The sequence below is a fragment of the Ralstonia sp. 25C genome (assembly GCF_051904805.1).
GTDB lineage: Bacteria > Pseudomonadota > Gammaproteobacteria > Burkholderiales > Burkholderiaceae > Ralstonia.
In genome coordinates, this window is record NZ_CP196737.1 from 3,874,217 (window position 1) to 3,897,620 (window position 23,404).

Annotated in this window: 17 protein-coding genes and 1 pseudogene; all 18 read left to right on the plus strand. The window is 61.3% G+C overall.

The features are described 5' to 3' along the window. The first annotated feature begins 31 nt into the window (after nt 1-31). The 18 genes and pseudogenes from cyoA (at nt 32) to lon (ending at nt 23,378) form a co-directional block, all read left to right on the plus strand. A complete protein-coding gene (gene cyoA, locus ACS7SF_RS18050) occupies nt 32-1,093 on the plus strand; it encodes a ubiquinol oxidase subunit II (RefSeq protein WP_439891011.1) in 1,062 nt (353 codons plus the stop codon). 91 nt (nt 1,094-1,184) lie between these two features. After that, a complete protein-coding gene (cyoB, locus tag ACS7SF_RS18055) occupies nt 1,185-3,188 on the plus strand; it encodes a cytochrome o ubiquinol oxidase subunit I (protein WP_439891012.1) in 2,004 nt (667 codons plus the stop codon). Continuing rightward, entirely contained in the window at nt 3,181-3,837 is a 657-nt protein-coding gene (gene cyoC, locus ACS7SF_RS18060; RefSeq protein WP_439891013.1) for a cytochrome o ubiquinol oxidase subunit III, read from the plus strand. Before cyoB ends, cyoC begins: the two co-directional genes overlap by 8 nt. Beyond that, entirely contained in the window at nt 3,834-4,262 is a 429-nt protein-coding gene (gene cyoD / locus ACS7SF_RS18065; RefSeq protein WP_426398495.1) for a cytochrome o ubiquinol oxidase subunit IV, read from the plus strand. Before cyoC ends, cyoD begins: the two co-directional genes overlap by 4 nt. Nucleotides 4,263-4,310: 48 nt before the next feature. Then, nucleotides 4,311-4,505 carry a hypothetical protein gene (locus tag ACS7SF_RS18070; protein ID WP_426398496.1) on the plus strand — a complete coding sequence of 65 codons (195 nt, stop codon included), beginning with the start codon at nt 4,311-4,313 and terminating at the stop codon, nt 4,503-4,505. 157 nt (nt 4,506-4,662) lie between these two features. Beyond that, the gene (locus ACS7SF_RS18075; RefSeq protein ID WP_439891014.1) at nt 4,663-5,169 is read left to right on the plus strand and encodes a sigma-70 family RNA polymerase sigma factor; all 507 of its coding nucleotides are present in this window, start codon (nt 4,663-4,665) and stop codon (nt 5,167-5,169) included. A gap of 95 nt (nt 5,170-5,264) precedes the next feature. Next, on the plus strand, nt 5,265-7,481 hold the full coding sequence (locus ACS7SF_RS18080; protein ID WP_439891015.1) for a TonB-dependent siderophore receptor: 2,217 nt from the start codon (nt 5,265-5,267) through the stop codon (nt 7,479-7,481). 289 nt (nt 7,482-7,770) lie between these two features. Then, nucleotides 7,771-9,162, plus strand: a complete 1,392-nt coding sequence (locus ACS7SF_RS18085) for a lysine N(6)-hydroxylase/L-ornithine N(5)-oxygenase family protein (protein WP_439891016.1) — start codon at nt 7,771-7,773, stop codon at nt 9,160-9,162. Further along, entirely contained in the window at nt 9,159-10,406 is a 1,248-nt protein-coding gene (locus ACS7SF_RS18090) for an MFS transporter (protein WP_439891017.1), read from the plus strand. The genes ACS7SF_RS18085 and ACS7SF_RS18090 overlap by 4 nt, the downstream gene beginning before the upstream one ends. Then, the gene (locus tag ACS7SF_RS18095; protein ID WP_439891018.1) at nt 10,396-10,992 is read left to right on the plus strand and encodes a GNAT family N-acetyltransferase; all 597 of its coding nucleotides are present in this window, start codon (nt 10,396-10,398) and stop codon (nt 10,990-10,992) included. Before ACS7SF_RS18090 ends, ACS7SF_RS18095 begins: the two co-directional genes overlap by 11 nt. A 15-nt stretch (nt 10,993-11,007) precedes the next feature. After that, nucleotides 11,008-12,885, plus strand: a complete 1,878-nt coding sequence (locus ACS7SF_RS18100; RefSeq protein ID WP_439891019.1) for an IucA/IucC family protein — start codon at nt 11,008-11,010, stop codon at nt 12,883-12,885. Between the two features lie 8 nt (nt 12,886-12,893). Beyond that, nucleotides 12,894-13,694, plus strand: a complete 801-nt coding sequence (locus ACS7SF_RS18105) for a siderophore ferric iron reductase (protein WP_439891020.1) — start codon at nt 12,894-12,896, stop codon at nt 13,692-13,694. Between the two features lie 39 nt (nt 13,695-13,733). Next, nucleotides 13,734-14,894 (plus strand): aromatic ring-hydroxylating oxygenase subunit alpha, encoded by a 1,161-nt coding sequence (locus tag ACS7SF_RS18110; protein ID WP_439891021.1) that lies wholly within the window; start codon nt 13,734-13,736, stop codon nt 14,892-14,894. Between the two features lie 76 nt (nt 14,895-14,970). Further along, a complete protein-coding gene (mnmC, locus tag ACS7SF_RS18115; RefSeq protein WP_439891022.1) occupies nt 14,971-16,989 on the plus strand; it encodes a bifunctional tRNA (5-methylaminomethyl-2-thiouridine)(34)-methyltransferase MnmD/FAD-dependent 5-carboxymethylaminomethyl-2-thiouridine(34) oxidoreductase MnmC in 2,019 nt (672 codons plus the stop codon). Between the two features lie 242 nt (nt 16,990-17,231). Continuing rightward, nucleotides 17,232-18,575 carry a trigger factor gene (gene tig, locus ACS7SF_RS18120; RefSeq protein ID WP_439891023.1) on the plus strand — a complete coding sequence of 448 codons (1,344 nt, stop codon included), beginning with the start codon at nt 17,232-17,234 and terminating at the stop codon, nt 18,573-18,575. 55 nt (nt 18,576-18,630) lie between these two features. Continuing rightward, a pseudogene (clpP, locus tag ACS7SF_RS18125) lies at nt 18,631-19,279 on the plus strand (ATP-dependent Clp endopeptidase proteolytic subunit ClpP). A 186-nt stretch (nt 19,280-19,465) separates the two neighbouring features. Then, complete coding sequence (gene clpX / locus ACS7SF_RS18130) at nt 19,466-20,740, plus strand: ATP-dependent Clp protease ATP-binding subunit ClpX (RefSeq protein WP_439891024.1); 1,275 nt, start codon at nt 19,466-19,468, stop codon at nt 20,738-20,740. Between the two features lie 217 nt (nt 20,741-20,957). Beyond that, the gene (lon, locus tag ACS7SF_RS18135; protein WP_439891025.1) at nt 20,958-23,378 is read left to right on the plus strand and encodes an endopeptidase La; all 2,421 of its coding nucleotides are present in this window, start codon (nt 20,958-20,960) and stop codon (nt 23,376-23,378) included. Nucleotides 23,379-23,404: the final 26 nt, after the last annotated feature.

The following is a 23,404-nucleotide window of genomic DNA, read 5'->3' on the forward strand; positions in this document are numbered from 1 at the left end:
ATGACATCAATTCGACGACACTTCAGAGACCATGCCACGCTTCGGTGCAGCCGTGATGACTCTCAAAATTGCGGAAAGATCGCTTTTACGAAGTGCCGCAGTCGCCCTGTTGCTGGGGCTTGCGGGATGTAGCAATGCAGTGCTGTTGTCGCCCGCTGGCGACATGGCGGTGCGGCAGCGGGACCTGATCATCATCTCCACCTGCCTGATGCTGCTGATCATCGTGCCGGTGATCGTTCTCACGTTGGTCTTTGCATGGCGATACCGGGAGAGCGCTCAGAATGCGCCCTACAACCCGGATTGGGACCATTCCACAGTGCTGGAGCTAGCGATCTGGGCTGCGCCGCTGCTGATCATCATCACGCTCGGTGCCATTACCTGGGTCAGTACCCATCAACTCGATCCGTATCGGCCACTGACGCGGCTAGACGGCGCGCGCGCCGTGCCGGCGGAGACCAAGCCGCTCACCGTGGAGGTGGTGGCGATGGACTGGAAATGGCTGTTCGTGTATCCCGAGCAGGGCATTGCCACCGTCAATGAGCTGGCAGCGCCGGTGGATCGCCCGATTGCGTTCAAGATCACGGCCACGTCGGTGATGAACGCGTTTTTTGTGCCGTCGCTGGCTGGCATGGTCTACGCGATGCCGGGCATGGAAACCAAGCTGCATGCGGTCATCAACCAACCCGGCGTCTATGACGGGTTTTCTTCCAACTACAGCGGCGCGGGCTTCTCACACATGCGGTTCAAGTTCCACGGCTTGTCGAGTGGAGACTTCGACCGCTGGGTCCAGCAAGCAAAGTCGTCGGGCACGCCGCTGTCGAAAGACACCTACCTGAAGCTGGCCAAGCCCAGCGAAAGCGAGCCGGTGCAACGCTACGCCAGCGTGGCACCCGACCTCTACGACCGCATCCTGAACCGCTGCGTGGACGGCCAGGCGTGCGTGGCAGACACCATGGCGCGTGATAGCAACCGCGGCAGCCGCGGCCGGTTCGATCCGTTTGCACAAGTCTGCACGGCAAGCAACATCGCGGGTGCCGGCACGGTGTTTGCGCCGGATGCCGCCGTCAACGACGGCCGACAGGTGTTGCGGTAGCGCAGAGCCTTGCGCCTCCTTGCCCCATGTGACGTGTTTCGCCAAACCTTGATCGACCCCGATTGGCCAACATAAGGCCCAGGTGACAACCATGCCCGAGCGCTCCGAACTCGCCAACATGATCTTTGGCCGCCTGACGTGGGAGGCCATTCCGTACCACGAGCCCATCTTGCTGGCCACCTTTGCCGCGGTCGCCATCGGCGGCCTGGCGTTGGTGGGCGCGCTGACGTATTACCGCGTCTGGGGTTACCTCTGGCGTGAATGGTTCACCAGCATCGACCACAAGAAGATCGGCATCATGTATGTGGTGCTCGGCATCGTGATGCTGCTGCGCGGCTTTGCCGATGCCGTCATGATGCGGATCCAGCAAGCCGTGGCCTTCGGCGACAACCTCGGTTACCTGCCGCCGCATCACTACGATCAGATCTTCACCGCGCACGGCGTGATCATGATCTTCTTCGTCGCCATGCCGTTGGTAACGGGGCTCATGAACTTTGTCATGCCGCTGCAGATTGGCGCGCGTGACGTGGCATTTCCGTTCCTCAACAACTTCAGCTTCTGGATGACCACGGGCGGCGCCATCCTGGTGATGATGTCGCTGTTTGTGGGCGAGTTTGCGCGCACGGGCTGGCTGGCTTATCCGCCGCTCTCCGGCATCATTGCGAGCCCGGATGTGGGGGTCGATTACTACATCTGGGCGTTACAGATTGCCGGGGTAGGGACGGTGCTATCGGGTATCAACCTGCTGGTGACCATCGTCAAGATGCGCGCGCCCGGCATGACGTTGATGCGCATGCCGATCTTCACCTGGACGGCCCTGTGCACCAACACGCTCATCGTGGCTGCCTTCCCGGTGCTGACGGCGGCTGTGACGCTGCTGGCGCTGGATCGCTACCTCGGCACGCATTTCTTTACGGTCGAGCAGGGCGGCAGCGCGATGATGTATGTGAACCTGATCTGGATCTGGGGCCACCCCGAGGTCTACATCCTGGTGCTGCCCGTGTTCGGCGTCTTCTCGGAGGTGGTCGCGACGTTCTCCCGTAAGCGCCTGTTCGGCTATGCGTCGATGGTCTATGCGACGGTGGTGATCACGGTGCTGTCGTATCTGGTCTGGCTCCACCACTTCTTTACGATGGGGTCGGGCGCGAGCGTCAACTCGTTCTTCGGGATCACCACGATGATCATCTCGATCCCGACCGGCGCGAAGATCTTCAACTGGCTGTTCACGATGTACCACGGCAAGATCCGCTTCGAACCGCCGATGCTTTGGACGGTGGGGTTCATGGTCACGTTCGTGATCGGCGGCATGACGGGCGTGCTGCTGGCGGTGCCGCCGGCGGACTTCTCGCTGCATAACAGCCTGTTTCTGATCGCGCACTTCCATAACGTGATCATCGGGGGCGTGCTCTTCGGGCTTATGGCGGGCATTACGTACTGGTTCCCGAAGGCGTTCGGTTATCGGCTGGTGTCGTCGTGGGGCAAGGCGTCGTTCTGGTTCTGGTTCGTTGGCTTCTATCTGGCGTTCATGCCGCTGTACTGGCTGGGCATGTTGGGTGTGACCCGCCGCATGAGCCATTTCGACGATCCGTCGCTGCAGATCTGGTTCCAGCTCGCAGCGCTCGGCGCGCTGCTGATCGCCATCGGCATTGGGTGCTTCCTGATCCAACTCGTGGTCAGCTTCCTGCGCCGTGAGGAATTGCGCGATACGACTGGCGACCCCTGGAACGGCCGCACCCTGGAGTGGTCCACGTCATCGCCGCCGCCGCAGTACAACTTCGCGTTCACGCCCCTCGTGCATGACACCGATGCCTGGTGGCAGATGAAGCAGTACGGCTATCGGCGCCCGCAAGAAGGCTTCAAGCCGATCCATATGCCGAAGGGCACCGCGGCCGGCATTGTGCTGGCAGGGCTGTCCACGGTGTGCGGCTTTGCGCTGATCTGGCATATCTGGTGGTTGGCCATTGTGTCGTTCGCGGCCACCATCCTGTCCGCAATCATTCATACCTTCAACTACAAGCGCGACTATTACATCCCGGCAGAAGATGTGGTCCGGACCGAAGCATTGCGCACCCAACTGATGGCAGGCCATGGCTGATACGACCGCAACCCTGCATACCAACGGCACCACCACGGCGGATGTCGTGCCGCCCGGCGGCTACCAGTTCCACGTTACCGAAGAGCACCACGTGCCCAACGGCACGCTGCTTGGGTTTTGGCTCTACTTGATGAGCGATTGCCTGATCTTCGCGTGCCTCTTTGCCGCTTATGGTGTGCTGGGCCGCGAATACGCGGGCGGCCCGACTGGCGCGGAGCTGTTCGAATTGCCGCTGGTGGCGCTCAACACATCGTTCCTGCTGCTGTCGTCCATTACGTATGGCTTTGCGATGTTGCAGATGCAGCAGAACAAGGCCGCCGCCATGCAGATCTGGCTGGCCATCACCTGGCTGTTTGGCGCGGCGTTCCTTGCAGTGGAGCTGTATGAATTTGCGCACCTGATCCACGAGGGTGCGGGGCCGACACGCAGTGCCTTCCTGACCTCGTTCTTCTCGCTGGTCGGTACACACGGCCTGCACGTGACGTTTGGCCTGATCTGGCTGATCGTGCTGATGCTGCAGGTGTCGCAACACGGGCTGATTGTCGCCAACAAACGCCGGCTGATGTGCCTGTCGATGTTCTGGCACTTTCTGGACGTCGTCTGGATCGGCGTCTTTACCTTCGTCTACCTGATGGGAACGCTGCCATGAGCGCGCAAGATCAAACGATGAACGGCCATGGCGATGCACACGATGGCCATCACCATGAGGAAGACCTCGGGCCGCACGCCACGCTGGGTGGCTATCTGACGGGCTTCGTACTGTCTGTCTTTCTGACGGCGATTCCGTTCTGGCTCGTGATGGGCAATGTCTTCGAGAGATCGTCCACCACTGCTGTAGCGATCCTACTGATTGGCGCGGTGCAGATTGTGGTGCACATGATCTACTTCCTGCACATGAACGCCAAATCGGAAGGCGGGTGGAACATGCTGTCGCTGATGTTCACACTGGTGTTGGTGGTCATCACGCTCACCGGCTCGCTGTGGGTGATGTACCACCTGAATACCAACATGATGCCGCACATGCGGCCGCCAGCGCAGGCGGGCGGCACGATGCTGCCGCCCCGGACGCAGTAGGTTGCGCGTACTGACAAGGCCAGTCATACCGAATAGGGAACACGCGCCATGTCCATCTTCGATGAGAACGAACACCGCGAAGCCTTCTGGGAGACCGTGCGCCAGGCCATCGAGGCTCGCGACCGGGTGGATGAAGCACGTCGCGCCGGTCGGTTGACGGGGCTGGCGATCGGCTTGTCTGTCGGCGCGCTGGCGATTGCACTCATGGTGTGGCGGCAGCGTTCGTCCCGCGACGCGACGTAGACTCTCTTGCCGCAGCGCTCAATTCTGAGCGCTCCCTTTTGAATTCCCATTTGCGAGCAGGGCTTTCTAGCTCCTACAATGAGAATAATTCTCATTTGTATTGGCGCGGTGCATGCGTATCTGCGTGCGGGCGTCTGGTGGATTTTCGGGAGCCCGCATGCCTGCCGTACAGCTCGAGCCGCTGCACGATATCGACGCCCTTTATGTGCACCACAGCGAATGGCTGTTTGCCTGGCTGCGCAAAAAGCTCGCTTGCGCAGAAGAGGCTGCGGACGTGCTGCACGATACCTTCATGCGCGTACTGGCTTTGCCTGGTGCACTGCATGGCGTGCACGAGCCGCGCGCGTACCTGACCACCACTGCCAAGCATCTGATGATTGATCGCGCGCGCCGGCGGCGTATCGAATGCGCCTGCCTGGACGAGCTGTCGCTGCGATCCGAGGCGTTCGGTCATGCACTGTCGCCAGAGCAGCGCATGGCGCAGGCCCAGGCGCTCCAGCACACCAGCGCGATGCTGGAGACGCTGTTGACCGCCGCGCGCGAGGCGGTTCGCTTGCGCTACATCGAAGGGCAGTCCCACGCGTGCATTGCCGAACAGCTCGGCAAGTCGACGCGCATGGTGCGCAAGTACCTCGTGCAGGCGGGCGAGCGTTGCGCAATGTAGCGATGGCCTGATGGAAAAAAGTTCCGCACCGGGTTCCGCTTTTGCTGTGTTGATCGTCGATGGGTGTGGAAACGACACGCATCTTCCAACACACCATGTCAACGCACACCAACACAACAAGGGTTCTTCCCATTGAAACGACTTGCCGTACGACGCTGCGCCCGCTGGCGCTCGCTGCACGGTTGACTTGCGCAGCGCTGTTGGGGGCGGCGCTGCCCGGATCGGCAACGGCACAAGCGATCGCGCAGCGTACCACTGGCGAAGTCAGTGCCACGCTGCCAGCGACCACGGCAGTCGGCCGTGGCGAGACGGCGCAGAGCCCGGGTAAGGGTTTTGTGGCCAAGCAAAGCACCGCCGGCACAAAGACCGACACACCGATCATCGAGACACCGCAGTCAATCTCGGTCATCACACAGCAGCAGCTTGACGATCAGAAACCGCGCGGTATTTCAGAGGCGCTCAACTACACGTCGGGCGCGTTCACCGGGCTGGTCGGCGCATCCAACCGGTATGACTACGTCGCGCTGCGCGGCTTTGCCGACAGCAGCGTCAACAACACGTTTCTCGACGGCTTGAACCTGCTGGGAGATCAAGGCAGCTACACGTCGTTCCAGATCGATCCGTATTTCTTGCAACGCATTGATGTGCTGAAGGGGCCGGGTTCGATCCTGTATGGGCGCGCGTCGCCGGGTGGGGTGGTGGCGCTTACCACCAAGAAGCCGTTGTTCCAGCCGTACCACGAAGTCGAGATGACAGTAGGCAACCGCAACCGCCTGGAAGGCGCGTTCGATATCTCGGGGCCGATCGATGAGAACGGCGTGATGGCCTTTCGCGTGACCGGTTTGGCGCGGGGCATGGACACGCAGTTTGATCACGTACGCGAGCAGCGCTTCGCCATCGCACCGTCGCTGGCGATCAACTTCACGCCCAACACGCATCTGCTGCTGCAGGCGTATCTGCAGCACGACCCGGAGGGGGGCTTCCACAGCGGGGTGCCGGCCGAGGGGAGTCTCTTCCCACGCAATGGCCGCACCATCTCACGCAACTTCTTCGATGGCGACCCGACGGTTGAAAAATTCCGCCGCACCGAACGCATGGTGGGCTATCAGTTTGAACACGCCTTCAATGATCAATGGACGGTGCGCCAGAATTTCCGCTATGTCTTCGGCGATACACGTCTGCGCCAGATCTACGGTTATGGCTGGGCAGATGCGGACAACCTCACGCGCTATTACTCCGGTGCCAAGGAAGCGGCGCACGCTTATACGGTCGATAACCAGCTCGAGGGCAAGTTCACGACCGGCGCCGTCAAGCACACGATGCTGATCGGCCTCGACTACCAGAAGCGTCATGTCGATGGATTCTGGGAGTCCGGCAGCGCAGACCCGATCAACGCGTTCAACCCGGTCTACGGCAATCCGGGCCTGACGGGGGTGTCGGTAGCGCCGATCGATCGCTGGTTGGAGCAGACCGGCGTGTACTTGCAAGATCAGATTGCCATTGATCGTTGGCGTTTCACGCTGGGCGTGCGTGAAGACCACGCCAAGGCGTCGAACCTGTATGGCACGGGCACACCGTCGGAGTGGAGCGGATCGAAGTTCACCAAGCGTGCTGGGGTGGTCTACCTGTTCGACAACGGCATCGCTCCGTACTTCAGCTATGCGGACGGCTTCAACCCCAGCCTGCGCGCAGATCAGGGCGGCAACCTGCTGCAACCGGCGACGGCCAAGCAGTTCGAGGCCGGGGTGCGTTATCAGCCGACGGGCTCGAACACGATGCTCTCCGCTGCGGTGTTCAACCTGGAGCAGGAGAACGTGGCCAGCAAACCGGTTGGCCAGGTCTACTACCTGCCCACAGGCAAGATCCGTACGCGCGGGGTAGAGCTGGAGGCGCGTTCACGGGTGACGGACACGGTCTCGGTGCTGGCCAACTACACCTTGACCGATATGAAGTTTGTCGAGTCGGCCGAGGGGTTCACGGGTAACACGCCTTACCAGGCACCGCGCCACGTGGCGTCGGTCTGGGGCGATTGGACGTTCATGCCGGGTTACACGGCGGGCATGGGCGTGCGCTACGTTGGTACGAGCTATGGCGACAATGCCAATAGCTTCAAAGTGCCGCCGTACACGCTGTTCGATCTGATGCTGCGTATTGATCTGGCGCGCTGGGACCCGTCGCTCAAGGGTGCCAAGCTGCAGTTGTCGGCCAAAAACATCTTGAATAAAACGTATGTGTCATCTTGCATGAACAGCAACTATTGTTATTGGGGTGATGCGCGTAATGTGACAGCAACCCTTTCTTGTCAGTGGTAATTCATTTTATTCACGAAGAAATCCGATTCTATGTGTAGTATTGTGAATTAGATTGTTGCCCGGCAACCCTGTATTGCGGTTGCTGGGGCGTTCAATATCAGTCCTGATACCGCTCCGCGGTATTCCATGATCTTCCAGCGACCGGCATGCATCGGTCGTGATCAACCCCCACCTGAAATCACCCAGCCTAGGCGCGGCTTGATGCCGTCAGCCGACGGGAAGCGCGCGTGTGCTCGCCCGGCTGGCGTCTTGTTGTCATCGCTTTTGTCAATCAGGAGGTGCGATTGTGATGGAATCTGAGATTCATGACTTTATTGCCATCGGGTTAGGTCCATTTAATTTAAGCCTGGCTTGCCTGGCTGAACCGATTGCGAATCTGGATGGGGTATTCCTGGAGCGTTCGCCGGAATTCAATTGGCACCCAGGCATGCTGATTGATAACACCACATTACAGAATCCATTTCTGGCGGATCTTGTCAGCTTGGCAGACCCGAAAAGCCGCTTCAGTTACCTGAATTACTGCAAGCAGGAAGGCAAGATCTATTCGTATTACTTTCGCGAGAACTTCTATCTGAGCCGGGGGGAGTACAACCGCTACTGCAAGTGGGTGGTCGCGCAGCTCACCAGCACGCGCTTCCACCACGAGGTGCAGGCGTTGTCGTATGACGCACAGCACCGCTGCTATGTCGTTACGGGTGTTCGTGGCGCGGAGTGCGAACCGTTTGTGTTGCGTGCGCGCAAGCTCGTGCTTGGCGTGGGGTCGTCGCCGTCGTTCCCGGCGTGCGTGCGGCGCGATGGCCATCGCTACCTGCACACCGCCGACTACATCGACGCGCGCGAGTCATTGCACAAGAAGCGCTCCATCACCATCGTCGGTAGCGGGCAGAGCGCAGCGGAAGTCTATTGCGACCTGCTCAAGGAGAGCGACAAACACGGTTACCGCCTGGTCTGGATCACGCGCTCGCCGCGCTTCTTCCAGATGGAGACCACGAAGCTGACGCTGGAGATGTTCTCGCCGGATTACATCGATCATTTCTACAGCCTGCCTGATGGTCGCAAGGACGACATCATCCGAGCGCAGGACAGTCTGTACAAGGGCGTGAACGCCAGCCTCATCAACCAGATCTACGACCTTCTGGATGACCGACGCAAGGTCGGCGATCTGCGCACGCATCTGATCACCAACTGCGAGTTGCAGGCGTGCCACTACGACGCCGCCGCGGGCGCCTACGCGATCGAATTCCAGCAAGTCGACAGCGGGGCGCGTTATGCCCACCGCACGGAGGGTCTCGTGCTTGCCACGGGCTATGCGCAAAACATCCCGGCCTTCCTCGATGGCATTCGCCACCGGTTGCGCTGGGACGCCAAGGGCCGTTACCAGCTCGCGCGCAACTATGCGGCAGACGTCAACGGCAGCGAGATCTTTGTCCAGAACGCAGGCCTGCACACGCACGGCGTGACCAATCAGGACATCGGCATGAGCTGCTACCGCAATTCCTACATCCTGCGTGAGCTGACCGGTGTGGAGCACTACAAGATCGAGCCCCGGGTCGCCATCCAGGACTTTGCGATTCCCGCCACACCGGAGTTCATCCCGCTGAGCGCAGAGAAGGGGGCGAGCCAGCGGGAGGGCGCGGTTGTCGAAGCGGGTGCCGAGGTGACCGCCGAGGTAATCGCATGAAGCTGCGCAACACCATCATCCTGATGACGGTGTTTGCCGTCATCAGCGATGCGATCCTGATTCCGTTCTATCCGCAGTTCTTCGCGTCGCGCTATGGGCTGGACAGCCCCGTGCACGTTGGCGCCTATGTGGCGGCGATTTCGATTGCCGTGATGTGCACGCTGCCGTTCTGGGCGCGTGTGGCCAAGCGTGTCGAGCCGCTGCATTTGCTGGTCTATACGCAGTGTGCGGCGGGCACGTTCAGCCTGTTGAGCGACTGGGCACCCAATGTGGTGACGTACTGGGTGCTCTCGATGCTGATGTTCATGTGCAAGAGCAGCTATCTGCTGATGTATCCGTACATGATGCGGCTGACGCCCAAGGACCAGCATGCCGCCACGGTGGGCACGCTGTCGGTGGTCGTGCACTTTGGCGCCATCTTTGGGGCGGTGGTGGGCGGCCTCGTGCTCCAGACGTGGGGGCCGCGCGCCAGTATCGTCGCCATGGCTGCGGGCGATTTCTTCCAGATGGGCGTGTGCTGCTACCTGATCCGCAGCGGCAAGATCGTGCGCGTCAATTCGGGCGAGCATGCCGAGGCGGCGGCCGCGGAAGCCTCCAAGGTGCAGCGCACGGGTTGGCGCGACCGCCTGCCAATCCTGCGCCTGGCGCTGGTGATGCTGGTGTTCGACTTCAGTGCGTATCTCATCCGCCCGTTTTTTTCGGTGTATTGGCAGCGGGTCTCGGGCGTCGACAGCGAGTTCGTCTCTGGCATGGCGTTTGCCATTCCGGGCGTGGTCGCCATCGTGGCGTTGCGCTTGCACGCGCGTATTCGTGCGCGTGGCGGCCAGCTGCCAGACCACACGGTCGGCAACCTGCTGCTGGGCATGGTCGGTCTGCTGTTGCATGCGGCGCCGAATCCAATGCTGATCGTGCTGGGGCGCGTGCTGTACGGCTGGGCACTGTTCCAGATCATCGTGAAGCTGGAGGTGAACCTGTTCCGCCTCTCCACGCCGCAGCGCTATGCCCACGACTACAGCATCACCAACTTCTTCCAGAACATGGGGGTGCTGCTGTCTTCGTTTGCGGCGGGGGCGATCGTCAATCGCTACGGGCTGCACGTGCCGTTTCTGCTCGCGGCCGGCGGTTTTGTGCTGACGGCATGGCTCGACCGGTTGATCCTGAATGTGCCCAGCGCGGGCCATGTGCATGGCGCGCACGAGGTAGAGGCTGGCACGCAATTGGAGGCGCCTGCCCATGCCAACTGACGCTCGCACCAAGCATCGCCGTGCGGAAGCCGCCAGCGCGCCGTACACCGATGCCGAAGGTTTCACCTTCCACCTGTTGCGCATTCCGGAAGACATCCCAACGCTGCATCGCTGGTTTCAGCCCGAACGTGCATCGTTCTGGCTGATGCGCGACAAGACGGAGGCCGAGATCGGTCACATCTACAAGCAGTTGATGGACTCGGGCCATGCGACTGCGTACCTGGCATGGAGGGGCGGTCAACCCGCCTTTTTGGCGGAGTGCTACGACCCCGCGCATGACCGTATCCGCGCGTTCTACGACGTGCAGCCGGGGGATCTCGGCATGCACATCTTCATTGGTCCATCGGACGTGTGCATTGCTGGTTACACGCGCACGGTGTTTTTCGCGCTGATGCGCTTCATGTTCGTGCACCTGGGCGCGGCACGCATCGTGGTCGAGCCCGATGCCGACAACACACGTATTCACGCCATCAACCGCGCTGCGGGTTTTGTGTACGACCGCAATGTGGCGTTTCCCGAAAAGATTGCCAGCCTCGCTTTTTGCACCCAGCGAGATTTCGAACAGGCCACCACAGCCATCGCCTAAGACCAAGGATTTCTCATGAACGTCACTATCCACAACCGGCTTTCCCAGCACCCGGCCCAGGCCGCCGCTCACCTCACGCCCGAAGTCTGGGCCCAGGCCAACCGCCTGCTGTTGCGTAAGGCGATTGCCGAATACGCACACGAGCTCATTCTGGAGCCGGAACACTTGAATGCCACGGCCCATGGTTTTGCGCTGTATCAGGTGGTCTCTGATGACGGCAAGGTTTGCTACCAGTTTGAGGCGCAGCAGCTCGCGCTGCGCCACTGGTTTATCAAGCCGCAGTCGATTCGTCGAGTGGTCGACGGTGTGGAGCAACCGCTCGATGCATTGCAGTTCATCATCGAATGCCGTCAGCGCCTGGGCATCCGAGACGAGCTGCTGCCGATCTACCTCGATGAGATCAGCAGCACGCTCTTTGGCAGCGCCTTCAAACGCGGGAAGGCCGACGCGCCGAGCAGCGCGCAACTTGCCGAAGCCACGGACTTCCAGACCATCGAAGTTGCCATGATGGAAGGGCACCCGGGCTTCGTCGCCAACAACGGGCGCCTGGGCTTCACCGCCGTCGACTACCAAGCCTATGCGCCGGAAGCCGGCTCGGACATTCGCGTGATCTGGCTCGCTGTGCACAAGGACCACGCCACGCCATCCACGCTTTCCACGTTGAGTTATGCGCAACTGCTGGTTGAGGAACTGGGCCAGGACACGGTGCACGATTTCACGCGCCAGGTGGCGGCCAAGGGCGTGGACCCGAGCGACTATCACTTCATGCCCGCGCATCCGTGGCAGTGGTTCAACAAGCTCTCTATCGCGTTTGCGGGCTACGTCGCCCAGCGCAAGATCATTTGCCTGGACTACAGCGCCGACCACTACATCGCCCAGCAATCCATCCGCACGTTCTTCAACACGAGCGACCGCACCAAGCGCTACGTAAAGACGTCGCTGTCGATCCTGAACATGGGGTTCATGCGCGGGCTGTCGCCGTACTACATGTCGGGCACCCCGGCCATCAACGAGTTCATCAAAGGGCTGGTGGCGGACGATGCGTTCCTGCGCCAAAACGGATTCACCATCCTGCAGGAAGTGGCGGCCATCGGCTTTCGCAACTTCTATTACGAGGCGGCCATCCCGGTGGATACGCCCTACAAGAAGCAGTTCTCGGCGCTGTGGCGCGAAAACCCGCTGCCGCTGCTGCAACCGGGCGAACGCCTGATGACGATGGCTGCACTGCTGCATGTCGACAAGGATGGTCATGCGCTGATGCCTGAGCTGATTCGTCGCTCTGGCCTGCCGGCGCTTGCCTGGATTCGCCGCTACCTTGAGGTGTACCTCACACCGTTGCTGCATTGCTTCTATGCCTACGAGCTCACCTTCATGCCGCACGGTGAAAACCTCATTCTCGTGATGGACAACCACGTGCCCGTGCGCGCCATCATGAAAGACATTGCCGAGGAATGCGCCATCCTCGATATCAAGGCGCGCGCGTGGCTGCCCGAACGCGTCCAGCGCCTCGCCGTGGAAGTGCCAGACCACTTCAAGCTGCTCGGCATCTTTATCGACGTGTTTGATGGCGTGCTGCGCCACATCAATCAAGTGCTGGTTGAAAACGATTGCTGCACTGAAGATGCGTTCTGGGGTGCCGTGGCCGAATGCGTACATGACTATCAGGACGCGCACCCCGAGCATGCCGCCAAGTACGCGCACTACGACATGTTCGTGCCCGAGTTCCTGCACTCGTGCCTGAATCGCCTGCAACTCGGCAACAACGTGCAGATGGTGAACCTGGCCGACCCCGCGTCGAGTCTCAAGATCGCGGGCCACCTGATCAACCCGATCGCCAAGTTTCGCCGCGTGGTACAGCCCGCACCGGCTGAAGCGGCAGAAGCAGCTGCATGACGGACGGCATGCGAGGCCTTTCCGAAGAAGCCAGCGGGCAGGGCTTCGCCATGGCAGCAACCTGGCGACCTTCGCCCGCGCCCGATCTCACCCGCGTGTGGGAGGCGATCGAACGCGTCCTCCCCAGCCTGCATGGCGGGCAGTGCAGCGCGGCTACTGCCGGCGCGCTGCAACTTGACGACGACGCTGCATGGCAGCGCCTGTGCGATCACTGGGCGCAGGCTTATCCGGAAGCCGGCGGACATTACCTCGCGCTACGCTGCTGGGGCCTGGCGATCTGGCAACCGATCTATCTGTGCGTGATCGCCGTCCACCTCGGGGCGCCGGTGCCGCAACTGGCGGGCATCTCGCAGCCGGTCGTGGACGGCTTCCCCAGTGGCCTGCACTTGCCGGAGCACGTGCCAATCGATGGCCTCTTCGCTGAACGGATGGACGCTGCCGTCATTGAGCTCCGTGGGTTCTCTGCAGCAGTCCGTCGAATGCTGAAGCCCAAGGTGGCACTCCAAGACCGCGCGGCCGATCGGCTGCAAGCGGAATGCGTGCTTGGCGCGCTCCTGATCGTGCGCCCGCACACGTCATTGTCCGATGCTGAGGTGACGGTCATGGGAGAGGCGTGGCTCGCGCGCCTGGGCATTGCTGGCGGCTGCGCCTTCTTCGCTTACCGCGCTCGTGACGGCACGGCTGCACTCGCGCTCGACCGCAAGGTCTGCTGCCACCATTTTCGCCGCCACGACGGGGTGAAGTGCAGCACTTGTCCAAAGCTCTCGCTCGACGCACGCATCGCCCGCCTGAGGGATGAGGCGTCATAGCCTGCGTCGTGCCCGACCGCCACCCATGTTGGAGCCCCGATGACCGATATCGGACGCCTGGCCCACGTGATGCCAGCGCATACCCAATTGCCCGTCGCCGCGTATTTTGACGACGACTTGTTCGCTCTCGAACTGGAAGCCATCTTCAGGCAATCCGCCTGCTACGTCGGCAACGAGAAAGCCGTGCCCGAATCCGGCGACTGGCGCCGCCTTGTGCACGAAGGCGGCGGCCGCGTGCTTGTGCGCAACGCCGGCGGCGTGGAATTGATGTCTAACGTCTGTCGCCACCGGCAGGCGCTCATCCTCGGCGGTGAGGCTGGCAACGTCACCGGCGCAGGTCACGCCACCGGCAACCTGCGCGCAGCTGGCGGCAACATCGTCTGCCCGCTGCACCGCTGGACGTACACGGATCGCGGTGAGCTGATCGGCGCGCCGCAGTTTGCCAGCACACCCTGCAAGAACCTGCAGCGCTTCACGCTGCGCAACTGTCATGGCCTGCTGTTCGAAGGGCCGCGCGATCCTGCTCGCGACATGGCGCCGCTGTTCGCACGGCCCGAGTTCGATTTTGGCGACTACGTGCTCGACCACGTGGAAGTTCATCAATGCAACTACAACTGGAAGACCTTCATCGAGGTCTACCTGGAGGACTACCACGTCGCACCGTTCCATCCCGGCCTCGGCCATTTCGTGACGTGCGACAACCTGGAATGGGAGTTTGCCGACTGGTACAGCATGCAGCGCGTCGGCATTCATCAGGCGCTCAGCCAACCTGGCTCCGACGCGTATGGCGCATGGCATGATCGATTGCTCGACTACCGCGCCGGCGCATCGCCCGACTTTGGCGCCATCTGGGTCACGTATTTCCCCACCCACATGATCGAGCTGTATCCGCACGTGCTGGTGCTTTCCACGCTGTACCCCAAGGGGCCGCAGGACACCGTCAACGTGGTCGAGTTCTACTACCCGGAAGAGATTGCCGCGTTCGAGCGCGAGTTCGTGGAAGCACAACGCGCCGCCTACATGGAAACCTGCATCGAAGACGACGAGATTGGCGAGCGCATGGACGCAGGGCGCCGCGCACTGATGGCGCGCGGCGTGTCGGAAACCGGTCCGTACCAGTCGCCGCTCGAAGACGGCATGCGGCATTTCCATGCGTGGTACCGCCGGCTCATGGGCACATTGCCGATCGCGGACGTCTAGCCCCACGGGCCTGCGCCAAGTCAACGTGGGCGAGGAGGGCGGCGGTACAATCCGCAGCTTCTTTCCAGGGTGTTTCATGCCACGCGGCCTCGTTCTCGCCACGCCTCACCTCACGTCCGACGGCACGCCGTTCTCCGCGCAATACGACGACGTCTATCACAGCACCGAAGGCGGTCTGGCGCAGGCGCAGCACGTCTTTCTCGGCGGCAATGGTTTGCCCGGCGCGTGGCAAGGCAAGAGCGCATTCACCATCGTCGAAACCGGCTTCGGCCAAGGCCTGAATTTTCTGGCGACATGGCAGGCATGGCGTGATGACTCGCATCGTTGTGCACGGCTCGATTTCGTTTCCATCGAGAAGCACCCGTTTGATCGCGCGGGCTTGTCCGTCGTCCATCCGAAAGACGGCGTGCTTGCACCGCTTGCGCAAGCGCTGCGTCAGGCGTGGCCTGTGCCGGTGCCCGGTGTGCATCGCCTCGTGTTCGATGGTGGCCACGTTACGCTCACGCTGTTCTTCGGTGATGCGATGGAGATGCTGCCGCAGCTTTCCTGCGCGGCCGATGCGTTCTATCTCGACGGCTTTTCGCCCGCCAAGAACCCGGATCTCTGGCAGCCGCGCGTCTTCAAGCAGCTCGCGCGTGTCGCACGCGCCGGAGCTACGTTGGCCACTTATACCGCTGCTGGATTTGTGCGGCGTGGGTTGCAGGAGGCCGGCTTCGAGACGCGCAAGGCCCCCGGTTTCGGCACCAAGCGCGACATGACCGTCGCGCAGTTTCCGACACACTGGCGTACACGGCGCGGGCCGGCTGAGGCGCCCGTCTGGACCGAGCGCCATGCCATCGTCATTGGGGCAGGACTCGCCGGTTGCTCCGTCGCCGAACGGCTCGTGGCCCGCGGCTGGCGCATCACGCTGATCGATGCAAACGATGGACCGGCGCTCGGTACGTCGGCGCATCGCGCAGCAGCGATGCATCCGCACGTGTCCATCGATGACAGCGTGCTGTCACGCCTGTCGCGCGCCGGGAACCTGCTCGCACGCCGCCATTGGGATGCACTCGATCGCGCAGGCTTCACCACGGGTTTCCACCCCACCGGCGTGCTGCAACTTGCCGAGCACGCTGAAGACGCCATCGAGCAGCAGCGCATCGTGGCAGCGCTTGGCTACCCCACCGATTACATCGATTGGCTCAATGCAGACCAAGCCGCCGAACGTGTTGGTGCGAGCGTCCCGCAGGGCGGCTGGTGGTTCGCGCAAGCCGGTTGGGTGGCGCCGCCCGATGTTTGCCGCGCAAATCTGGCCGCTGCCGGGACTGCAATCCAAACACGTTGGAATATGCAGGTCGAATCGCTGCGCCAAGACGGCGATCAATGGCGGGCCCTGGATGCGCAGGGCGATGTGATGGCAAGCGCGCCGGTTGTCGTCCTCGCCAATAGCCTGGACGCCGCGCGTCTTGCGCCATTGGCAACGGCATCGCTCAAGCCGGTGCGCGGTCAGCTTACCGATGTGCCGGTTGCCGACTTGGATCCGACTGCCACGTGGCCCAAAGCCGTCGTCTGCGGCGACGGTTATCTGCTGCCGGCCGAGGTGGGCGCGCAAACGGTGCGCACAGGGTCCTCCTTCCAGCCAGGCGAATACAGTTTGGTCGAGCGCACCGCCGATCACGCGGCTAACCTTCGACGACTCGCCGCCCTGCAGCCGCAGCAATCGTCCGCGCTTGCGCGGGTCGAGCCTACGCAACTGCGGGGCTACGTCGGTGTGCGCTGTGTCTCTGCCAACCGGCTGCCGTTGATCGGCCCCGTGGTGGATGAAGCGGCTGCCATGGCACCGGGTTTCCGTCTACGCGGGCCGCATGCGCAGCTCCCGCGCCTTGCCGGGCTGTATGCCGCACTTGCGTATGGGTCGCGCGGCCTCACATGGTCGGTGCTTGGCGCGGAATTGCTGGCTGCGCAAATCGATGGAGGCCCGCTGCCGCTGGAGAGTGATCTTGCGGCAGCGCTCGATCCAGGCCGGTTTGTCCTGCGCGTATTGCAGCACGGGCGCTCGCAAGCGCAGGGCGCCGCACCCGCCGAAAGCGACGCGGCCGATACGCAGGATTAACGCGCCGTTTGAAGGGTTTTCCGAGCGTTCAGACCCAAAAAATCAAGGCTGCCGAACGTTCCATGCCATAATATGCGTTTTGCGTTTGCCAGCCTGAATACGCTTGTTGTGCCGCTGAAGTCCCGCCTAAGCGGTCCCAGCAACGCATTCCTGCAAGCCCGGCAAGACCAAGAACTGAACCACGGCTGCTGCTGGCGCTGCGCCGTTCGACGCAACTTTCATCTGATTCTGGAATTACGACCATGTCGACTATCGAAAACCTCGGCAAGCTTGATCGCAAAGTGACCCTGGCTGTCCCGAAGGCCGAAGTGGAGCAAGAGAAGCAAAGCCGTCTGGCGCGTCTGTCCAAGACCGTCAAGATGTCCGGCTTCCGCCCGGGCAAGGTCCCGATGAAGATGGTCGAGAAGCAATACGGCCAGCAAGTTGAATTCGAAGTCCGCTACGACAAGGCCGCTCGCCAGTTCTTCGACATCACCAACGAGCAAGGCGTGAAGGTTGCCGGCCAACCGCGCTTCGAGCTGAAGACCGAAGGCGTGGCAGACGACCAAGTCGCATTCGACGCTACCTTCGAGGTGTACCCGGAAGTCAAGCTGGGCGATCTGGCCGGCGCGGAACTGACCCGCACCAAGACCGAAATCACCGACGCCGAAATCGACAAGACCATCGACATCCTGCGCAAGCAACGCGTGCATTACCACCCGCGCGGCGAAGCCGGCGAGCACGGTGATGGCGGCGCAGCGGTTGCACAAAACGGCGACCGCGTGACGGTCAACTTCGTTGGCACAATCGACGGCGTGGAATTCGCCGGCGGCAAGGCTGAAGGTTTCAGCTTCGTGCTGGGCGAGGGCCGCATGCTGCCCGAGTTCGAACAAGCCACGCTGGGCCTGAAGCAAGGCGAGTCGAAGAAATTCCCGCTGGCTTTCCCCGAGGACTACCACGGCAAGGACGTGGCCGGTAAGACGGCGGAATTCACCGTGACGCTCAAGCAAGTCGAGTGGGCACACCTGCCGGAAGTCAACGAAGCCTTCGCACAATCGCTGGGCATCGCCGACGGCAACCTCGACAAGATGCGCGCCGACATCCGCGAAAACCTCGAGCGTGAAGTCAAGCGTCGCACGCACGCGCTGCTCAAGGACCAAGTCATGGAAGCGCTGCTGAAGGTGGCAGAGCTGGACGTGCCGAAGTCGCTGGTCGAACAAGACCAGGAGCGCCTGGTGGAAATGGCCCGTCGTGACCTCGAGTCGCGCGGCATGCCGAACGCCAAGAACATGCCGATTCCGGCCGAGATGTTCACGCAACAAGCTGAGCGCCGCGTGAAGCTGGGTCTGGTGCTGGCTGAAGTCGTGAAGGCCAACAACCTGGAAGCGAAGCCGGAGCAGATCAAGGCCGAGATCGAAGAGTTCGCCAAGAGCTACGAAGATCCGAAGGAAGTCATTCGCTGGTACTACGGAGACCAACAGCGCCTGGCCGAAATGGAAGCCTACGTGCTCGAAAACAACGTGGTAAATTTTGTGTGCGACAAGGCCAAGGTCACTGACAAGGCTGTGTCGTTCGAAGAGCTGACCGCCACCCCGGCGCAAGGCTGACGAATCGGCTGAGATTCCGTCGATAGAGTTTCCGAAATAAGCACCGGAGAACCGCATGATCCGCAATGAACTGATCGACCAACTTGCCCGTACCCAGGCTTCCGCGCTCGAAACGCAGGGGCTCGGTTTGGTGCCGATGGTGGTCGAACAGTCTGGCCGCGGCGAGCGCGCCTACGACATCTACTCGCGCCTGCTCAAGGAGCGCGTGATCTTCATGGTGGGCGAGGTCAACGACCAGACTGCCAACCTCGTGGTGGCACAACTGCTGTTCCTGGAAAGCGAGAACCCTGATAAGGACATCTCGCTGTACATCAACTCGCCGGGTGGCTCGGTGTCGTCGGGTCTGGCGATGTACGACACGATGCAGTTCATTAAGCCGGACGTGTCGACGTTGTGCATGGGCATGGCAGCCAGCATGGGCGCGTTCCTGCTGGCGGCTGGTGCCAAGGGCAAGCGCTTGGCACTGCCGAACTCGCGGATCATGATTCACCAACCGCTGGGCGGCGCGCGTGGTCAGGCATCGGACATCGAGATTCAGGCGCGCGAAATTCTGTACCTGCGCGAGCGCCTGAACACGGTACTCTCGGAGGCGACGGGCCAGCCGGTCGAACAAGATTGCCCGCGATACGGACCGCGACAACTTCATGAGCAGCGAACAGGCCAAGGAATACGGCCTGATCGACCAGGTCATCAGCAAGCGGTAAAACGCGGATGTGCGCCATAGCCGGTGCATCCCGAGGCACCTCGGCGGCACACTGGTTAGGCGCGCAAAGCATGTCAAGCGGTGTCAAAAACGAGGCTTCGCGCCTCGTTTTTGCTTTGTACAACACCAGCGGATCGTCGCCAGATAATTTGGCGTATGATGCTGCCAAGAACTACTGGTAATCGTTATGGCGGACAAGAAAGGCTCGACTGGCGAAAAGCTGCTGTATTGCTCGTTCTGCGGCAAGAGCCAGCATGAGGTCAAGAAACTGATTGCCGGCCCCTCGGTCTTCATCTGCGATGAATGCATCGACCTGTGCAACGAGATCATCCGGGACGAAGCCGCCATCTCCGAAAAGGAAGGTGGTCTGGCCGTCAAGTCCGACCTTCCCACCCCGCATGAGATCCGCCAAAGCCTGGACCAATATGTGATTGGTCAGGAGCAGGCTAAGAAGATTCTGGCGGTCGCGGTCTACAACCATTACAAGCGTCTGAAGCACCTCGGCAAGAAGGACGATGTCGAGCTGTCCAAGAGCAACATCCTGCTCATCGGGCCGACCGGTTCGGGCAAGACGCTGCTTGCGCAAACGCTCGCACGTCTGCTGAATGTGCCGTTCGTTATCGCTGATGCCACCACGCTGACCGAAGCCGGCTACGTGGGCGAAGACGTCGAAAACATCATCCAGAAGCTGCTGCAGAACTGCAATTACGAAGTGGACAAGGCCCAGCGCGGCATCGTCTACATCGATGAAATCGACAAGATTTCGCGCAAGTCTGACAACCCGTCCATCACCCGGGACGTTTCTGGGGAAGGCGTGCAGCAAGCCTTGCTCAAGCTGGTCGAAGGAACGATGGCGTCGGTGCCACCGCAAGGTGGTCGCAAGCATCCAAATCAGGATTTCCTGCAGGTTGACACCACCAACATCTTGTTCATCTGCGGTGGCGCATTCGATGGCTTGGAGAAGATCATCGTGCAGCGCTCGGACAAGACTGGTATCGGTTTTGGTGCTGAGGTGCAGAGTAAGGAAGAGCGCGAGGTCAGCGAAGTGCTGCTTGAGGTGGAGCCGGAAGACCTCATCAAGTTTGGCCTGATTCCCGAGCTGATCGGCCGTCTGCCTGTGGTGGCGACGTTGGCCAAGCTGGACGAAGCGGCTCTGATGGAAATTCTGGTCGAACCGAAGAACGCAATCGTCAAGCAGTATCAGAAACTGCTGGCAATGGAAGGGGTGGAACTGGAAATTCGTCCCAGCGCGCTGACGGCAATCGCCCGCAAGGCGATCAAGCGCAAGACGGGCGCGCGCGGTTTGCGTTCGATCGTTGAGCACGCGCTGATGGATGTGATGTACGACCTCCCCAACCACAAGGGCGTGCAGAAGGTGGTGATCGATGAAAGCACGATCTCCGGTGACGGCAAGCCCTTGCTGATTTACGAAGAGCAGCCCAAGGTTGCAGGTTCCAACTGAGAGCCATTCACGGTTCAGCCATTGGTTGTGATCGTGGACAGGTTCTGATGCGAATGCCCGGCCGGGATGTGCCGTAAGCATCCCAAGCAGGAAGCCGTTCGCACGCGAGCGGCTTTTTTGCTTCGGGAAACCGGGCCGGCATGCGACTTGCAGCGGCGGTCTTGTAAAACCGCCGCTGCGCCCAATTTAGCCCTTACATGACTTTCTGGGGAAAATAATGTCCGGAACCCAACTTTTACCCGCTGAGCAGATTCGCCTGCCGCTGTTGCCGCTGCGTGACGTGGTGGTGTTTCCGCACATGGTGATCCCGCTGTTCGTGGGGCGCCCTAAATCCATCAAGGCGCTGGAAGCTGCGATGGAAGCGGGAAAGAGCATCATGCTGGTGGCGCAAAAGACCGCCGCCAAGGATGAGCCGACCGACAAGGACCTCTACGAGGTCGGTTGTATCGCCAACATTCTGCAGATGCTGAAGCTGCCGGACGGCACCGTGAAGGTGCTGGTCGAAGGTACGCAACGCGCCAACATCCTGTCTGTGACCGACGACGAATCGCACTTCTTCTGCGAAGCGGTGCCTGTCGGCCCGGAGCCTACTGAATCGGCTGAGACCGAGGCGCTGCGTCGCGCCATCGTTTCGCAGTTCGATCAGTACGTGAAGCTGAACAAGAAGATCCCGCCGGAGATCCTGACCTCGCTGTCGGGCATCGACGAGCCGGGTCGCCTGGCTGACACCATCGCCGCGCATCTGCCGATCAAGCTTGAGCAGAAGCAGAAGATTCTCGAGATGTTCAATGTCACCGAACGTCTGGAGAGCCTGCTGTCGCAGCTAGAAGGCGAGATCGACATTCTGCAGGTGGAAAAGCGCATCCGTGGCCGCGTCAAGCGCCAGATGGAGAAGAGCCAGCGCGAGTACTACCTGAACGAGCAGGTCAAGGCCATCCAGAAGGAACTGGGCGAAGGCGAAGAAGGCGCTGATCTTGAAGAGTTGGACAAGAAGATCAAGGCCGCTCGCATGCCGAAGGAGGCCAAGAAGAAGGCCGACTCCGAGTTCAAGAAGCTCAAGCTGATGTCGCCGATGTCGGCTGAGGCAACGGTCGTGCGCAACTATATCGACACGCTCGTGGGCCTGCCGTGGCGCAAGAAAAGCAAGGTCAACAACGACCTGTCGAATGCCGAGCAGGTGCTGGATCAGGACCACTATGGTCTGGAGAAGGTGAAGGAACGCATTCTCGAGTACCTCGCAGTGCAGCAGCGTGTCGACAAGCTGAAGGCGCCGATTCTGTGCCTCGTGGGGCCGCCGGGTGTGGGGAAGACTTCGCTTGGGCAGTCCGTGGCGCGTGCAACGAACCGCAAGTTCGTGCGCATGGCGCTGGGTGGTGTGCGTGACGAGGCTGAAATTCGCGGCCACCGTCGTACCTACATCGGGTCGATGCCGGGCAAGATTCTGCAGAGCCTGACCAAGGTTGGCGTGCGCAACCCGCTGTTCCTGCTCGACGAAATCGACAAGATGGGCGCGGACTTCCGCGGCGATCCGTCGTCGGCGCTGCTCGAGGTGCTGGACCCGGAACAGAACCACACGTTCCAGGACCACTACATCGAAGTGGACTTCGACCTGTCGGACGTGATGTTCGTGGCGACGTCGAACTCGCTGAACATTCCGGCGCCGCTGTTGGACCGGATGGAAGTGATCCGCCTGTCGGGCTACACGGAAGATGAAAAGGTCAACATCGCCCGTCGCTACTTGCTGCCTAAGCAGATCAAGAACAACGGTCTGAAGGAAGGCGAGATCGAGGTGACCGAAGCCGCGCTGCGCGACATCATCCGCTACTACACGCGTGAAGCTGGTGTGCGTTCGCTGGAACGTGAGGTCTCGAAGATCTGCCGCAAGGTCGTCAAGCAATTGCTGCTGAAGAAGGAAGCGGGTACGTCCGTGAAGGTGGATTCGGACAACCTGGACAAATTCCTGGGCGTGCGTCGCTTCGACTTTGGTCTGGCCGGCAAGGAAGACCAGGTGGGCCAGGTAACCGGTTTGGCGTGGACGGAAGTGGGCGGCGATCTGCTGACCATCGAAGCCGCGCTGATGCCGGGCAAGGGCAACATCACCCGCACCGGTTCGCTGGGCGACGTGATGAAGGAATCGGTCGAGGCTGCGCGTTCGGTGGTGCGTTCGCGGTCGACGCGTCTGGGTATCAAGGATGAGATGTTCGAGAAACGCGACATCCACATCCACGTGCCCGAAGGTGCGACGCCCAAGGACGGCCCGTCGGCAGGTATTGCGATGACGACGGCGCTGGTGTCGGTGCTGACCGGTATTCCGGTGCGTGCCGATGTGGCGATGACCGGTGAGATCACGCTGCGTGGCGAAGTGCTGCCGATCGGTGGCCTGAAGGAAAAGCTGCTGGCCGCACACCGCGGTGGCATCAAGCTGGCGCTGATTCCGGAAGAGAACGTCAAGGACCTGGCGGACATTCCGGACAACGTGAAGAACAGCATTGAGATTCAGCCGGTACGCTGGATCGACAAGGTGCTGGAGCTCGCGTTGGTGCGCAAGCCGGAGCCGCTGCCGGAAGAGGAAGCCAAGCCGGCACCCGAAGCCGCGAAAACGGATGACGGGAAGTCGCAGGAGATGGTGCATCATTGATGCCGTAGCCTGCCTAGGTTGAAGAA

Bases quoted from the DNA above. Each gene is read 5' to 3' on its own strand.
- cyoA (WP_439891011.1), top strand. From the start codon at position 32: ATGCCACGCTTCGGTGCAGCCGTGATGACTCTCAAAATTGCGGAAAGA.
- cyoB (WP_439891012.1), top strand. From the start codon at position 1,185: ATGCCCGAGCGCTCCGAACTCGCCAACATGATCTTTGGCCGCCTGACG.
- cyoC (WP_439891013.1), top strand. From the start codon at position 3,181: ATGGCTGATACGACCGCAACCCTGCATACCAACGGCACCACCACGGCG.
- cyoD (WP_426398495.1), top strand. From the start codon at position 3,834: ATGAGCGCGCAAGATCAAACGATGAACGGCCATGGCGATGCACACGAT.
- ACS7SF_RS18070 (WP_426398496.1), top strand. From the start codon at position 4,311: ATGTCCATCTTCGATGAGAACGAACACCGCGAAGCCTTCTGGGAGACC.
- ACS7SF_RS18075 (WP_439891014.1), top strand. From the start codon at position 4,663: ATGCCTGCCGTACAGCTCGAGCCGCTGCACGATATCGACGCCCTTTAT.
- ACS7SF_RS18080 (WP_439891015.1), top strand. From the start codon at position 5,265: ATGTCAACGCACACCAACACAACAAGGGTTCTTCCCATTGAAACGACT.
- ACS7SF_RS18085 (WP_439891016.1), top strand. From the start codon at position 7,771: ATGGAATCTGAGATTCATGACTTTATTGCCATCGGGTTAGGTCCATTT.
- ACS7SF_RS18090 (WP_439891017.1), top strand. From the start codon at position 9,159: ATGAAGCTGCGCAACACCATCATCCTGATGACGGTGTTTGCCGTCATC.
- ACS7SF_RS18095 (WP_439891018.1), top strand. From the start codon at position 10,396: ATGCCAACTGACGCTCGCACCAAGCATCGCCGTGCGGAAGCCGCCAGC.
- ACS7SF_RS18100 (WP_439891019.1), top strand. From the start codon at position 11,008: ATGAACGTCACTATCCACAACCGGCTTTCCCAGCACCCGGCCCAGGCC.
- ACS7SF_RS18105 (WP_439891020.1), top strand. From the start codon at position 12,894: ATGCGAGGCCTTTCCGAAGAAGCCAGCGGGCAGGGCTTCGCCATGGCA.
- ACS7SF_RS18110 (WP_439891021.1), top strand. From the start codon at position 13,734: ATGACCGATATCGGACGCCTGGCCCACGTGATGCCAGCGCATACCCAA.
- mnmC (WP_439891022.1), top strand. From the start codon at position 14,971: ATGCCACGCGGCCTCGTTCTCGCCACGCCTCACCTCACGTCCGACGGC.
- tig (WP_439891023.1), top strand. From the start codon at position 17,232: ATGTCGACTATCGAAAACCTCGGCAAGCTTGATCGCAAAGTGACCCTG.
- clpX (WP_439891024.1), top strand. From the start codon at position 19,466: ATGGCGGACAAGAAAGGCTCGACTGGCGAAAAGCTGCTGTATTGCTCG.
- lon (WP_439891025.1), top strand. From the start codon at position 20,958: ATGTCCGGAACCCAACTTTTACCCGCTGAGCAGATTCGCCTGCCGCTG.